This is a genomic window from Anaeromyxobacter diazotrophicus, from assembly GCF_013340205.1.
GTDB lineage: Bacteria > Myxococcota > Myxococcia > Myxococcales > Anaeromyxobacteraceae > Anaeromyxobacter_A > Anaeromyxobacter_A diazotrophicus.
In genome coordinates, this window is sequence record NZ_BJTG01000004.1 from 22,370 (window position 1) to 36,649 (window position 14,280).

11 protein-coding genes are annotated in these 14,280 nt (G+C 72.9%); all 11 read left to right on the top strand.

All coding sequences use genetic code 11. The annotated features are described in order from the left end of the window. Nucleotides 1-49 precede the first annotated feature (49 nt). The 11 genes from HWY08_RS08780 (at nucleotide 50) to HWY08_RS08830 (ending at nucleotide 14,274) form a co-directional block, all read left to right on the top strand. Nucleotides 50-1,999, top strand: a complete 1,950-nt coding sequence (locus tag HWY08_RS08780) for an FAD-dependent oxidoreductase (protein ID WP_176064508.1) — start codon at nucleotides 50-52, stop codon at nucleotides 1,997-1,999. After that, a complete protein-coding gene (locus HWY08_RS08785; protein WP_176064509.1) occupies nucleotides 1,996-2,502 on the top strand; it encodes a QcrA and Rieske domain-containing protein in 507 nt (168 codons plus the stop codon). Before HWY08_RS08780 ends, HWY08_RS08785 begins: the two co-directional genes overlap by 4 nt. 9 nt (nucleotides 2,503-2,511) lie before the next feature. After that, entirely contained in the window at nucleotides 2,512-3,867 is a 1,356-nt protein-coding gene (locus tag HWY08_RS08790; RefSeq protein ID WP_176064510.1) for a cytochrome b, read from the top strand. A 2-nt stretch (nucleotides 3,868-3,869) separates the two neighbouring features. Further along, complete coding sequence (locus tag HWY08_RS08795) at nucleotides 3,870-5,138, top strand: c-type cytochrome (RefSeq protein ID WP_176064511.1); 1,269 nt, start codon at nucleotides 3,870-3,872, stop codon at nucleotides 5,136-5,138. Then, nucleotides 5,135-6,991, top strand: a complete 1,857-nt coding sequence (nosZ, locus tag HWY08_RS08800; protein ID WP_176064512.1) for a Sec-dependent nitrous-oxide reductase — start codon at nucleotides 5,135-5,137, stop codon at nucleotides 6,989-6,991. Before HWY08_RS08795 ends, nosZ begins: the two co-directional genes overlap by 4 nt. A gap of 7 nt (nucleotides 6,992-6,998) precedes the next feature. Then, nucleotides 6,999-7,661 carry a hypothetical protein gene (locus HWY08_RS08805; protein ID WP_235969531.1) on the top strand — a complete coding sequence of 221 codons (663 nt, stop codon included), beginning with the start codon at nucleotides 6,999-7,001 and terminating at the stop codon, nucleotides 7,659-7,661. A 3-nt stretch (nucleotides 7,662-7,664) separates the two neighbouring features. Continuing rightward, nucleotides 7,665-9,047: a nitrous oxide reductase family maturation protein NosD gene (gene nosD, locus HWY08_RS08810; protein ID WP_176064513.1), complete on the top strand. Its 1,383-nt coding sequence runs from the start codon at nucleotides 7,665-7,667 to the stop codon at nucleotides 9,045-9,047. Then, the gene (locus tag HWY08_RS08815) at nucleotides 9,044-9,943 is read left to right on the top strand and encodes an ABC transporter ATP-binding protein (RefSeq protein WP_176064514.1); all 900 of its coding nucleotides are present in this window, start codon (nucleotides 9,044-9,046) and stop codon (nucleotides 9,941-9,943) included. Before nosD ends, HWY08_RS08815 begins: the two co-directional genes overlap by 4 nt. Then, on the top strand, nucleotides 9,940-10,392 hold the full coding sequence (locus HWY08_RS08820) for a nitrous oxide reductase accessory protein NosL (protein WP_176064515.1): 453 nt from the start codon (nucleotides 9,940-9,942) through the stop codon (nucleotides 10,390-10,392). The genes HWY08_RS08815 and HWY08_RS08820 overlap by 4 nt, the downstream gene beginning before the upstream one ends. Further along, complete coding sequence (locus tag HWY08_RS08825; protein WP_176064516.1) at nucleotides 10,389-11,228, top strand: ABC transporter permease; 840 nt, start codon at nucleotides 10,389-10,391, stop codon at nucleotides 11,226-11,228. The genes HWY08_RS08820 and HWY08_RS08825 overlap by 4 nt, the downstream gene beginning before the upstream one ends. 760 nt (nucleotides 11,229-11,988) lie before the next feature. Further along, a complete protein-coding gene (locus HWY08_RS08830) occupies nucleotides 11,989-14,274 on the top strand; it encodes a nitric-oxide reductase large subunit (protein ID WP_235969532.1) in 2,286 nt (761 codons plus the stop codon). Nucleotides 14,275-14,280: the final 6 nt, after the last annotated feature.

Sequence of the window (14,280 nt, forward strand, 5' to 3'; positions counted from 1 at the left end):
CCGCGCAGGCGCTTGTCGCCCCTGCGCGCGAGGGCTGTAGTCCCGGGCCATGCCGATCAAGGCGCGCCTCCCGGAGCTCGGCGACTGGAAGGCCCAGGTGAAGTGCCAGATCGGCTGTCCGGTGACCACGGACGCCGGCCGGTACGTGCAGCTCATCGCCGAGGGCCGGGACGAGGAGGCTTACCTCGTCGCGCGCGCGCCGAATCCGTTCGCGTCCGTGTGCGGCCGCGTCTGCGCCGCCCCCTGCGAGGACGCCTGCCGGCGCGGCTCCGTCGACGCGCCCATCGCGATCCGCGCGCTGAAGCGGACCGTCACCGAGAAGTTCGGCGTCGAGTCGATGCGGCCCGACACCCAGGACCGGCTGCTCGACGCCGGCTTCGGCGAGGGCAACCGGTACGTGGACCACCTCCCGGTGACGCCGTTCGGGCGCGCCCACGCCGCCGGTCGCAAGGTGGCGGTGGTGGGCGCCGGGCCGGCGGGCCTCTCGGCGGCCCACGACCTGGCCCTCCTCGGCTACGCCGTGACCGTCCTCGAGGCCTCCGAGGAGCCGGGCGGCATGATGCGCTTCGGCATCCCCGAGTACCGGCTCCCGCGCAGCCTCATCGCGGCGGAGATCGACAAGATCCGCGGGCTGGGCGTCACGCTGGAGCTCTCCTCGCCCCTGACCGCCGAGCGCGGGCTGGCGGCGCTCCGCGCCGAGGGGTTCGAGGCCGTCTTCCTCACCGTCGGCGTGCAGCGCGGCCGCGACCTGCAGATCCCCGGCGTCGAGCTCGACGGCGTGGTCAAGGCCGTCGACTACCTCCTCAACGCGAACCGCGGCTACCGGATGGACCTCGGGCGGCGCGTGGTGATCATCGGCGGCGGGTTCGTCGCCTTCGACGCGGCCCGCACCGCGCTGCGGGTCGGCCGCGAGGACGAGCCTGCGCTCTCGCAGGCGGTGGGCGTGGGCGGCGAGCGCATGAAGGAGGCGTTCGACTCGGCGCGCGAGGCGCTCCGGGGCGGCGCGGCGGAGGTGACCATCGCCTCGCTGGAGTCGTTCGAGGAGATGCCGGTCCTCCGCACCACGCAGGGGCACGAGGAGTTCGAGGAGGCCCGGCGCGAGGGCGTGCGCTTCCAGCCCCGCCGCGGCCCCCGGCGCCTCCTGGGCGACGGGCGGCTGCGCGCGGTCGAGCTGCGGCGGGTCACCTCGGTCTTCGACGCCGCCGGCCGGTTCGCGCCGCAGTACGACGACGCCGATCTCCTGACGGTGGAGGCGGACGCCTGCGTGCTCGCCATCGGCCAGCGCGCGGATCTGTCCTTCCTCCAGCCCGGGGACGGGGTCGCGCTGACGCCGGGGGGCACCATCCAGGTGGACCGGGAGACGCTCGCCACCACCGCGCCCGGCGTCTACGCCGGCGGCGACGTGGCGTTCGGGCCGCGCAACCTCATCGAGGCGGTCGCGAACGGCAAGCGGGCGGCGCGCTCCATCCACCGCTACCTGGCGCGCGACGCGGCGCGGCTGGAGGCGGTCGTCGACGTCGAGAAGATCCCGACCCGCAGCTACCGGATGATCGCCGGGTTCGAGCTCCTCGATCGCGTGCCGCCGGACACCTTGCCGCTCGGGCGCCGCACCGGCATCGCGGAGGTGGAGACGGGGTACGGCGAGGTGGAGGCGCGCCGGCAGGCCGCCCGCTGCCTCGTCTGCCACGTCCAGACCATCTACGACCCGGAGAAGTGCGTCCTCTGCAACCGGTGCGTCGACGTCTGCCCCGAGTACTGCCTGGCGCTGGTGCCGCTCGAGGAGCTCGACCTGCCCGAGGCCGAGCGGGCCGCCCTCGTCGCCGCCGCGGGGGCGAACGGGCTGCCGCTGTCGGCGATGGTGAAGGACGACACCGCCTGCATCCGTTGCGGCCTGTGCGCCATCCGCTGCCCGACCGACGCGATGACGATGGAGCGCTTCACGATCAGCGAGCGGTGGGCCCCGGCGCAGCCGGCCGCCCCCGGCGAGGAGAAGCGATGAGCGACGGCTCGGATCGCAGGGAGTTCCTCAAGCGGCTCGGGATCGGGGCCGGCCTGGCCGCCGTCGCGTGCCAGGGCGCCGCCTCGCTGCGCTCGCTCGTGCCGAACGTCTCGTACGACGCGCCCACCACCGTCAAGCTGGGCCCCCCGGCCGAGTTCCCCGACGGGATGAAGTTCCTCCCCGAGCAGCGCCTGTTCGTGTTCCGGGAGAACCGGATCTTCCACGCCATCTCGGCGGTGTGCACGCACCTCGGCTGCACCGTCCGCGCCGAGGCGCTGGCGCACTACGAGGTGCGGAAGATCGGGGGGTCGGAGGTGAAGCTCACCCACCGCTTCCTCTGCCCGTGCCACGGCTCGCGCTACGAGGGCGACGGCACGAACGTGGCCGGCCCCGCGCCGAAGCCGCTCGCCTGGTACGAGCTGTCGATCGCGCCGGACGACGGGCAGCTGGTGGTGGACCTCGCGAAGCCGGTGGATCACGCGTTCCGGCTCACGATCGCGTAGGAGCGCGCCATGGCCATCTCCCCCGATCAACCCGAGCGGCAGCCCACCAGCGCTCCCGGCGTCCACCCGCGCCCGGGGTGGAGCGTCGCGCCGGCCTCGGATCGCGAGGCGGGCGACGCGGTGGTGGCGAACTTCCTGCTGCACTGGTTCCCGGCGCGGGCGCTGAAGGACTCGCTCGCCTGGCGCTACTCGCTGTGGCTCGGGACCATCAGCACCGCGCTGCTCGCGCTGCTCGTCGCGTCGGGGATGCCGCTCCTCTTCCTCCACGTGCCGTCGGTGGAGCGCGCCTACGGCTCGGTGAAGGACATCGAGAACGTCGTCACCTTCGGCGCGTGGCTGAGGTCGGTCCACCGGCTCTCCGCCCACCTCATGGTGGCGCTCGTCTTCCTGCACCTCGCCCGGGTGTTCCTCACCGGGGCCTACAAGAACGGGGTGGGCCGCGGGCAGCACCGCGAGTGGAACTGGGTCATCGGCGTCGCGATGTTCCTCGTGACGCTCTTCCTCAGCTTCACCGGCTACCTGCTGCCCTGGGACCAGCTCGCCTACTGGGCCGTCACCGTGGGCACCAACATCGCCTCGGCGGTCCCGCTGGTGGGCGACCAGGTGCGGGAGCTCATGCTGGGCGGCCGGACCATCGACCAGCCGACGCTGACCCGGTTCGAGATGCTGCACGTCATCGTGCTGCCCGCCGTGCTCGGCGTCCTCTTCGCGTATCACATGTGGCGCATCCGGAAGGACGGCGGGCTCGCCACCGCCGATCGCGCCGCGCTCCTCCCGGCGCGCGCGCCGGTGCCCGAGGCGGCCGGCCGGACGAAGACGTACACGCTGCTCGGGATCGCGCGCGGGCAGGGGCCGCTCATCCGGAGCGCGTCGCTGGAGCGCCCGGAGACGACGGTGAACGCGGTGCCGGACCTCACCCGGCGCATCGGCATCGTGATGCTGGGGACGGTGGCGCTCATCTCCATCCTGGCGGTGTTCGTCCACTCGCCGCTCGAGGAGCCGGCGAACCCGCTCGTCACGCCCAACCCGGCCAAGGCGCCCTGGTACTTCCTCTGGCTGCAGGAGATCGTGACCGACACCACGATCCGGATCGGCTCGTTCACGGTCAACGGCGCCTTCGTCGGCGGCGTGCTCCTGCCCGGGTTGCTCGTCGCGCTGATGGTCGTCTGGCCGTGGCTCGACCGGAGCACGGCGGCGGCCGCCGGTCGCTGGTTCCCGCGCAGCCGGCGCACGCAGAACGTCGTCTTCCTGGTGCTCGTCGCGGTCGTGATCCTCCTCACTCTCATCGGCACCTTCGTCCGCGGGCCCTTCTGGCGCATGTACTGGCCGTGGCAGGGCTGGCCCGAGATGCCGACCCGGTTCTGACCATGGAACGGCGCACGCTCTTCCCGCAGGCCCCGCGCGACCGGCTCATCCTGGGGATCGTCGGCGTCCTCCTCGTCGTCTCGACGGTGCTGTTCATCTGGAGCGACCGGGCGAAGGACTGGCGCTGGTACCAGGCCGAGTTCCGCCGGCGCGTCACCGAGAAGTACGGCGCGGAGAAGGCCGCCACGGTGCCGTCCGGCCTGAAGCAGCTCTGGATCGCCGACCTGCGCCGGGCCGATCGCTGCATCACCTGCCACCAGGCGGTGGCGTGGAAGGGGTTCGAGACGGCCGAGGAGCCGTTCCGCACCCACCCGCCGGAGCTCCTGCGGTCCCACCCGGTCGAGCGCTTCGGCTGCACCGCCTGCCACGGCGGCGAGGGCTACGCCATCGACGCCGAGGACGCGCACGGGCCGACGCCGCACTGGGAGGAGCCGGTCCTCGGCACCACGCTGGGCGAGGCCTACTCGATCCAGGGCGACCAGGGCGCGCTCATCCAGATGAACTGCAACGTCTGCCACCGCTACGACCGCGAGACGAAGGGCGCCTCGGCCATCAACCTCGCGAAGCAGCTGGTGCGCGAGAAGGGGTGCCGGGCCTGCCACGTCGTGAACGGGCGCGGCGGGCAGATCGGGCCCGACCTCACCTACGTCGGCGACAAGGCGCCCGAGCAGTACGACTACTCGCGGCTCCTCGGCCAGAAGACCGCCTTCGCCTGGCACGTCGCGCACGTGAAGGAGCCGAAGGCGCTCGTGCCCGACACCGTCATGCCGACCTTCGGCTTCTCCACCCAGGAGGCGCAGGCGCTGGCGATGCTGGTCATGTCGTGGCGCCGCGCCACGGTGCCGGCCGCCTACGTCTCGGGCGCGCCCCGGGGCGAGCCGCAGACGCCCCGGGAGGTCGCCGAGGAGGAGCGCATGAAGACCGGTCCCGGCGCCTGGTTCGTCAAGACCGGCTGCTACATCTGCCACAACATCTCCTCGCTCGGAGTGAAGAGCCCGGCGCAGATCGGCCCCGACCTCTCGGTGGCGGTCGAGGACGTCCAGAAGCGCTTCGGGCGCACGCTGGACGACTTCCTGCGCGAGCCGACCGGGACCATGTCGGTGGTGCTGTCCCGCCAGATCGTCCTCACCCCCGAGGAGAAGGCCGTCGCGGTGCAGAAGCTCCGCGAGGCGTTCGCCGAGTTCCAGAAGCAGAAGGCGGAGGGCGAGGGGGCCGGGGCGAAGCTGCGCAAGCCCGGCAACGAGCCTTCCAACGAAAGGAAGACGCCATGACGAACCGGATCGGTGGCTCCCTCGCCCTCGCCGCCGCCGCGGCGCTGCTCGCGGCCGGCTGCGCCCCCTCGAAGCCGAAGGGCGCCCAGCGCCAGCAGCGCGGCGCGTCCGACCTCGCCGTCGCGGCGGAGAAGACCTACGTCGCGCCAGGGGATCTCGACGAGTACTACATGTTCTCGTCGGGCGGGCACTCCGGGCAGGTCTTCGTCTACGGCATCCCGTCGATGCGCCACATCACGACCATCCCGGTCTTCACCCCCTACCCGGGCGTCGGGTACGGCTTCGACGACGACACGAAGAAGATGCTGGGCGAGTACACCTGGGGTGATGCCCACCACCCGGCGCTCTCGGAGACGAACGGCGACTACGACGGCCGCTGGCTCTTCATCAACGAGATGAACGGCCGGATCGCGCGCATCGACCTGCGCGACTTCAAGACGAAGCAGATCCTGGGGCCCATCGCGAACATCTCGGGGAACCACGGCTCGTCCTTCGTCACGCCCAACACCGAGTACGCGATGATGTCCACGCGCTTCTCGGCCCCCATCCCGAACGGCACCTACGCGCCGATCGAGAAGTACGCCACCGACTACAAGGGCGTCATCGCCGGCATCAAGATCGACCCGAAGTCGGGCGAGATGTCGCTCGGCTGGGAGGTGGTGACCCCGCCCTTCGACTGGGACCTGGGCGACGCGGGGAAGGGCCCCTCCGACGGCTGGATGTTCTTCACCTGCTACAACTCGGAGCGCGGCACCGGCAAGCTCGAGGTGACCGCGTCGCAGCGCGATCGCGACTACATCGGCGCGGTGAACTGGAAGCTCGCCGAGAAGGCGATCCAGGAGGGCAAGGGGAAGCTCATCGGCGGGGTGAAGGTGCTCGACCCGCGCGACGTGCCCGGCCTCATGTACCTCATGCCCTGCGGCAAGTCCCCCCACGGCGTCGACGTGTCTCCCGACGGGAAGTGGATCGTCGGCTCCGGGAAGCTGCAGGGCGTGACGACCGTCTTCAACTTCGAGAAGGTCCAGACCGCCATCCGGAACAAGGAGTTCACCGGGGACGAGGACGGCATCCCGGTGCTGCGCTACGAGGCGATCAAGGACGCCGAGGTGCCGGTCGGGCTCGGGCCGCTCCACACCCAGTTCGGCGGCGACGGCTACGCCTACACCTCGCTCTTCGTCGACAGCGCCATCGCCAAGTGGAAGCTCGGCACCTGGGAGGTCATCGACAAGATCCCCGTCTCCTACTCGGTCGGCCACCTGGCGGTGGCCGGCGGCGACAGCGCCCACCCCTGGGGCAAGTACCTCGTCTCGCTCAACAAGCTCTCCCACGGCCGGCACCTGTCGGTCGGCCCCTCTCAGCCGGAGAGCTCGCAGCTCATCGACATCAGCGGCGAGAAGATGAAGCTGCTCTACGACGCCTTCACCGAGCCCGAGCCGCACTACGCCCAGATCATCAAGGCGGACAAGGTCCACCCCATCGAGATCTATCCGAAGGAGGAGAACCACCACCCGCTCGCCATCTGGGACGTGAAGGAGGCCGGCCCGACGCGGCAGGGCGACAAGGTGGTGGTGAAGACGGTGGTGGTGCGCTCCACCATCACGCCCACGAGCGTGGAGGTGAACCAGGGCGACACCGTGACCTTCGCCATCACCAACATCGAGCAGACCACCGACGAGCTGCACGGGTTCGGCCTGCTCGGCTACAACAAGAACATCGTCATCGACCCGGGCGAGACGAAGACGGTCACCATCAAGGCCGACAAGCCGGGCGTCTTCCCCTACTACTGCACGAACTTCTGCTCGGCGCTCCACCAGGAGATGCAGGGCTACCTCATCGTGAAGCCGAGGAAGTGAGGGAACCGTGAGCGGGATCTTCGAGCGGGAGGGCCGGGTCCTCCAGTCGACGGCGGGGTGGGCGCCGCGCGCGCTCCTCGTCGCGGCGGCCGTGCTCGTGGCCGTGGCCGGCACCACCTCGCTCTGGGACATGACGATGTTCGCGCCCCAGTACGGGGATGGCCTCCGGCTGCACATCCACAGCTCCCGGCTGGAGGGCGGCAACCGCGGCCAGGACCTGAAGGAGATCAACCTCCTCAACCACTACATCGGGATGCACGAGCTCTCGCAGGAGAGCTTCACCGAGTTCCAGTGGATGCCGTTCATGATGGGCGCGCTGGCGCTGCTCTTCCTGCGCGCCGCCTTCTTCGGCACCGTCGGGCACCTCGTGGACGTGGCGGTGCTCTTCCTCTACTGCAGCCTGTTCTCGCTCTGGTCGTTCGCCCACAAGCTGTGGGCGTACGGGCACGAGCTCGCGCCGACCGCGCCGGTCAAGGTGCCCGGCTTCATGCCGCCCATGTTCGGGCGCTCGCAGCTCGCGAACTTCGAGGTCTACTCGTACCCCGGGCCGGGCAGCTACGCCTTCGCCGCGGTGGCGCTCGCGCTCGCGGCGGCGCTCTTCCTCGGGCTGCGCGGCGCGCGCACCGCCTCCGTCGCTCACCCGCGGGGAGCCTCGGCCACGGGGTCCTGAGCCATGGCGTCCGGGGCCGCGCTCCTCGCGCTCGTCGCCGCGGCCGGTGGGGTCGGCGACATGGCGAGCATCCAGCCGGGCGGGCTCGAGGGGCGGCCCCCGCCGTCCGAGGCCTCGCCGCTGCAGGCGCTCGTGGACGCGGCGGCGCAGGGCGCGACCGTGACCATCCCGGCCGGCACCTACCGGGGCGATCTGATCGTCGATCGTCCGCTGCGCCTCACCGGCGTCGGCCGGCCCCGGCTGGTGGGGTCGGGCCAGGGCAGCGTGGTGCGCATCCGCGCCCCGGACGTCACGGTGGAGGGCCTCGACGTGGACGGGGTGGGCGGGGGCGACCTGGGGCGCGACAGCTCGGGCGTCCACGTGGCCGCGCCGCGCGCCACCGTCCGCGACGTCCGGATCGAGCGCTCGCTGTTCGGCGTCTACCTGCGCGAGGCGCCGGGCGCCGTGGTCGAGCGCTGCGTCGTCCACGGCATCCCGGGGAAGGACGCCGGCGAGAAGGGCTCGGGCATCCACGTCTGGAACACCGAAGGGTTCACGCTCACCGGCAACGACCTCTCCGACGTCCGGGACGGGCTCTACATCCAGTCCTCCTCGCACGGGCTCATCCGGGGCAACGCCGCGCGCGACCTCCGCTACGGCATCCACTACATGTACTCGGACGACAACGTGTTCGAGGACAACGTGTTCGAGCGCTCGGCGGCGGGCGGCGTGCTCATGCACTCGCGCCGCATCGTCTTCCGCCGCAACCAGTTCCTCCACAACCGCGGGTACGCCTCGGTGGGCCTGCTCTTCAAGTCCTGCGACGACTCGCTGGCGGAGGACAACCTCATCGCCGACAACGCCCGCGGCGTCTTCCTCGAGGGCTCCTACCGCGACGTGCTGCGCCGCAACGTCGTGGCCCGGTCGGACGTCGCGCTCGTCCTGTTCGACTCGTGCGGCGACGTGCGCGTCGAGGGGAACGCGTTCCTGGGCAACCTCGCGCCGCTGGAGCTCGTCGGGCGGCGCACCGACACCCGCCTCGACGGCAACTACTGGTCCGACCACGACGCCCCGGACCTCGACGGCGACGGGGTGAGCGACGCCCCCTTCGTCATCTCGAGCCTCTTCGACCACCTGCGCGGGAACGTCCTCGCCGCCGACCTGGTGGCGCAGAGCCCGGCGGCGGCCGCGCTGGGCGCGGCCGAGCGCGCCTTCCCGGTGCTGCGGCCGATCGAGGCGGTGGATCACCGGCCCCTGGCCCGCCGCCCGGCGCTGCCGGACGTCCCGCGCCCGGCGCGGCCCGGCCGCGGCGCCGATCCCGCCGGCCTGGCGCTGGCGCTGGGGACGCTCGCCGCGGGGGTGGCGGTCCTCGCGGGCGCGGGCCGCGGCGCGGGGGGGCGGGCGTGATCCGGTTCGAGCGCGTGTCGAAGCGGTACGGGCGGCACGTGGCGCTCTCCGGCCTCTCGCTCGAGGTCCGGCGCGGCGAGGTGGTGGCGCTGCTCGGCCCCAACGGCTCGGGCAAGACCACCACGCTCAAGGCGGCGGCGGGCCTGGTCCACCCCAGCGAGGGGACGGTGATGCTCGGGGAGCCGCCGCGGCCCGCGGCCGAGCCCGACGCGCGGCGGACGCTCTCCTACCTGCCGCAGAAGGTCGCCTTCCCGGAGGCGCTCACCGGGCGCGAGGTGGTCGAGTTCTACCGGCGGCTGCGCGGCCTCGGCGCGGCGCGGACCGACGAGGCGCTGCACGTGGCCGCGCTGAACGGCGCCGGCGCTCGCCAGGTGGGCACCTACTCCGGCGGGATGGTGCAGCGGCTCGGGCTCGCCGTGGCGGCGCTGCCGGACGCGCCGGTGCTGCTGCTCGACGAGCCGACGTCGTCCCTCGACACGGCGGGGCTGGGAGCGGTGTACGCGCTGGCGGTGCGGGCGCGGCGCGAGGGGCGGGCGGTCCTGTTCACCTCGCACCAGCCCGCGGACGTGGAGCGGCTGGCCGATCGGGTGGCGGTCCTGGTGGGCGGCCGCCTCGTGGCGCTGCTCGGGCGGGGGGAGCTGGCCGAGCGGCTCGCCGCGCGCGGCGTGCTGCGCGCGCGCGTCGAGCGGGTCCCGCCCGGCCTCGGCGAGCGGCTGGCCTCGCTCGCGCCGGGCGCGGCGGTCGAGGGAGACCAGGTGGTGGTGCCGGGCGACGCGCGGACGCGCGCGGCGGCCCTGCAGCTGCTGGCCGAGGCGGGCGCCCGCGTCCGCCAGCTCGCGGCGGAGGAGGGGCGCCTGGATCTCCTCTACCAGGAGCTCGCCGGAGGGGACGCGTGACCGCCCCGCGCACCGCGGTCGCGCTGCTGGTGCTGGCCGCCTGCTCCCGCGGCCCCGCGGGGCCGGCCCCCCTGGACACGCGCGCGGAGACCTGCGCGTCCTGCAGGATGGCCGTCTCGGACGCGCGCTTCGCCGCGCAGCTCGACGCCCCCTCGGAGGAGCCGCGCTTCTTCGACGACGTCGGCTGCCTGCGCGACTGGCTCGCCGCCCACCCGCGCCTGCCGCGCGGGGCGGTGGCGTGGGTGGCGGACCACCGCACGAAGGCGTGGGCGCGCGCCGCGCGCGCCGCCTACGCCGAGGCGCCCGCCGTCGAGACCCCGATGGCCTCCCACCTCCTCGCCTTCGCCGACGCGGCGTCGCGGGCCGCCGATCCCGCGGCCGCCGGCGCGCGCCCGCTCGGACCGAGCGAGGTCTTCGGACCCCACGGTCCGCCGGACGGCGCTCCGTGAAGCGCGCCACGCCGCTCCTGCTGGTCGCGCGCGAGGAGCTGCTCCTCGCCGTCCGCTCGCGCTGGACGCTCATCTTCGCGGGCGTCTTCGCGGTCCTCGCCACCGGCGTGGCCGCCGCGGGCTACGTCCTGTCCGGCGGCAGCGGGCTGCAGGACCTGGCGCGGACGAGCGCCTCGCTGGTGCAGCTCGTCGTGCTGGTGGTGCCGCTCGCGGCGCTGCTCATGGGGGTGCTCTCCATCGCGCCGGAGCGGAGCACCTCCGAGCTGCTGTTCGCGCAGCCGGTCTCGCGGCGGGCCATCCTGCTCGGCCGCGCGGCCGGCCTGTTCGCCGCCCTCGCCGCCGCCGAGGCGGTCGGGTTCGGCGCCGCCGGGCTGCTCGTCTTCGCCCGCGCCGGCGACGAGGGGGCGGCCGGGTTCGCGCAGCTCGTCGGGTTCGCGCTGCTCCTCACGGCCATCTTCGTCTCGCTCGCGGCGCTCATCGCCTCCACGGCCACCGGGCGGCGCCGCGGGCGGGCGCTGGCGGTGGCGCTCGTGGTCTGGTTCGCGGCCGTCATCCTGGTCGACCTGGCGGCGCTGGGCCTCGCGTCGCTGCTGCCGTCAGGCCCCGCCTCGCGGGTGCTGGTCGTGGCCGTGCTCGCGAACCCCGCCGCCGCGGTGCGCACCGGCGCGCTCCTCGGCATCGAGGGCACGGCGGCCTTCGGCGCGGGGTCGCTGGCGCTGCTGCGCGCGACGCACGGGCCGCTCGGCGCCGCGCTCGCCATCGCCGCGTCGAGCGCGCTGTGGGTGTGTGTCCCGCTCGCGTGGGCCGACCGCCGCCTCCAGCGTGTCGACCTATAGGCAGAGAGGGTCCGAGCGGGGGCGGCGGGGTGGCCCTCCGGCGGTGCTCGGCAAACGACCTGCCGGGCGGGATCCGGCGGCCGGTGCAGAAACGCTCGGCGGCTTGCACCGCAACGTGCCGCGCCGCGGAGGCGCGAGAGGAACGCGCGCCGGCGCGGCACCGGCGGTGCAGCGCCCGTTCATCGGGAGTGGTCTTCCGCAGGTCGGCCTGCGCTCCGGCGGAGGGCCACCCCGCCGCCCCCCTGGCGGACGGGATCACGCGATCCCGCCGAGCGGTCGGACCCCAATGCGCGGGAGTCGGGGTGGCCACTCGCCGGAGCGCAGCCAGACCTGCGGACGGACCCGCCCGCCCTACGCCCGGCCAGCAACGCCGGTGCCACGCCGACCCGCGCGCCGCGCGTACCGCGGCGGCGTGGCACGTTGCGTTGCCCGGCCTGGAGCGTTTCCGCCGACGCCCGCCTACCCAGCCCGGCAGGTCGTTGGCGAGCACCGCCGAGTGGCCACCCCGACGCACGCAAACCGGAACCGATCTTGCGGGGGCGAAGGGGAACTCCCCCGAAGCCGCTCCCGCGCCGCGCTGCGGCACCCAAATCGCGTCGCCCACCGGGATATGGGTGCGGGGCACCCGCATATGGGTGACCCCGCCCGAAATCCCTCGTGTTGTCGCGGCGGGGCCGCTGGCCGCTCTCTTGCTCTTGGGGCGCGCGCACCGAGAGCTTCGGCCGGGGTCGACCCCGCCGTGAGCCGGAAAGGACTCAGCGTGAACAACCAGCGTTCCAAGGCGATCCTCCTGTTCGTCCTGGTGGCCGCCTTCAGCGTGCTGATCTTCGGCGGCGCCAAGATCAACCAGCACAAGCCGCCCATGCCGGCGAAGATCGTCGACGCGCAGGGCCAGGTCGTCTTCACCTACGACGACCTCATGGCCGGCCAGCGCTTCTACCTGGCCCACGGCGGTCAGCACATCGGCTCGATCTGGGGCCACGGCGCCTACCTCGCGGCCGACTGGTCGGCCGACGCGCTCCACCGCACCGGCCTCGTCGCCGCCGGCCTCGCGCACGGGCTCGCGGCGGACGCCGCCCGCGGCTTCCAGCAGGCGGACCTCGACGCGCTCGACGCCGGCGAGAAGGGCCGGGTCCAGGCGCTCGTCGCGCAGGAGCTCCGGCAGAACCGGTACGACGCCGCGAGCGACACGCTCGTCCTCTCCACCGGGCAGGCCGCGGCCGTCCCGTCGCTGGTCGCGTACTACACGCAGCTCTGGCAGGGCGGCTCCGACGCGATGTCGATCCCGCCCGGCGTCGTGAAGACCGCCGAGGAGGGCCGGCAGCTCACCGCCTTCTTCTGGTGGACCGCCTGGGCCGCCGGCACGAACCGCCCCGGCGAGACCTACACCTACACCGCGAACTGGCCGTATGACCCGCTCGTCGGCAACGGCCCGCTCCCGTCGGCGCTGGTGTGGTCGATCGCGTCGGTGCTCCTGCTCATCGCCGGCACCGGGCTCGCCATCTACCTCTACATGAAGGGCCGCGAGGGCGACGACGAGAAGCCCGAGTTCGCGAAGTTCTCCGAGCCGAACCCCACCCCCAGCCAGCGCGCCACGCTGCCCTACTTCCTCGTCGCGCTCGTCCTCTTCATCCTGCAGGCCGCGCTCGGCTCGATGACCGGCCACTACGCCGTCGAGGGCAACAAGGTCTTCGGCGTGGACCTCACCCACCTCCTGCCGTACGCCGCCAGCCGGACCTGGCACCTGCAGCTCGCCGTCTTCTGGATCGCCACCTGCTGGCTCGCGACCGGCCTCGTCATCGGCCCGGCGGTGGGCGGCAAGGAGCCGAAGGGCCAGAAGGCGCTCGTGCTGACCCTGCTCGGCGCGCTGGTGGTGGTCGTCCTGGGCGCGCTCTTCGGCACCTGGGCCGGCATCCAGGGCAAGCTCGGGAACGACTACCTCTTCGGCACGCAGGGCTACGAGTACATCGAGCTCGGCCGCGTCTGGCAGGTGGCGCTCATCGCCGGGATGCTGCTCTGGCTCGCGCTCGTCTACCGCGCCATCCAGCCGGCCCTGCGGCAGGAGAAGGACGCGGGCGGCCTCACCCACCTGCTCCTCTACGCCGCGGTCTCCATCCCGCTCTTCTACGCGGTCGGCCTGTTCTACACGCCGGGCAGCCACATCTCGAACGCCGACTACTGGCGCTGGTGGGTGGTGCACCTCTGGGTGGAGAACTTCTTCGAGGTGTTCGCCACCGTCGCGCTCGCCTTCGTGCTCTCCCGCGTCGGCGCCGTGAAGCAGGCCTCCGCCACCCGCGCCACCTACTTCTCGATCATCCTCTACCTGGGCTCGGGCATCATCGGGACCTTCCACCACCTCTACTTCACCGGCTCGCCGCTCTTCATCACCGCGCTCGGCGCGAGCTTCTCGGCGCTGGAGGTGGTGCCGCTCACGCTGCTCGGCTTCGAGGTCTACCAGACCCTCAAGCTCGCGAAGCTGGGCGGGGACGCCGCGCCCTACAAGTGGCCGCTCTACTTCTTCACCGCGGTCGCCTTCTGGAACATGGTCGGCGCGGGCGTGTTCGGGTTCCTCATCAACCCGCCCATCGTCCTCTACTACGCGCAGGGCCTCAACACGACGCCCATCCACTCGCACGGCGCGCTCTTCGGCGTGTACGGCTTCCTCGCCATCGCGCTCATGCTCTTCTCGGTGCGCAACATCGTGAAGCAGGCCGCCTGGTCCGACACGCTCCTGAAGTACGCGTTCTGGGGCCTCAACCTCGGGCTGGCCGGCATGATGGTGATGTCGCTCATCCCGGCGGGCTTCTACCAGTTCGCCATCGCCATCAAGCACGGCATCTGGTACGCGCGCAGCCCGGCGGTCACCGGCAGCGACTTCATCCACACCGTGACCTGGCTGCGCGTCATCCCGGACGTGGTCTTCGACCTGGGCGCCTTCGCCCTGGTCGGCTTCCTCGGGCGGGCCATCGCGGTGGACGTTAGGCTCCGCCGTGCCGAGCGGAACGCGACCCCGAGCCAGAGCGCGCCCGGCCGCCGCGCCGCCTAGCACCCG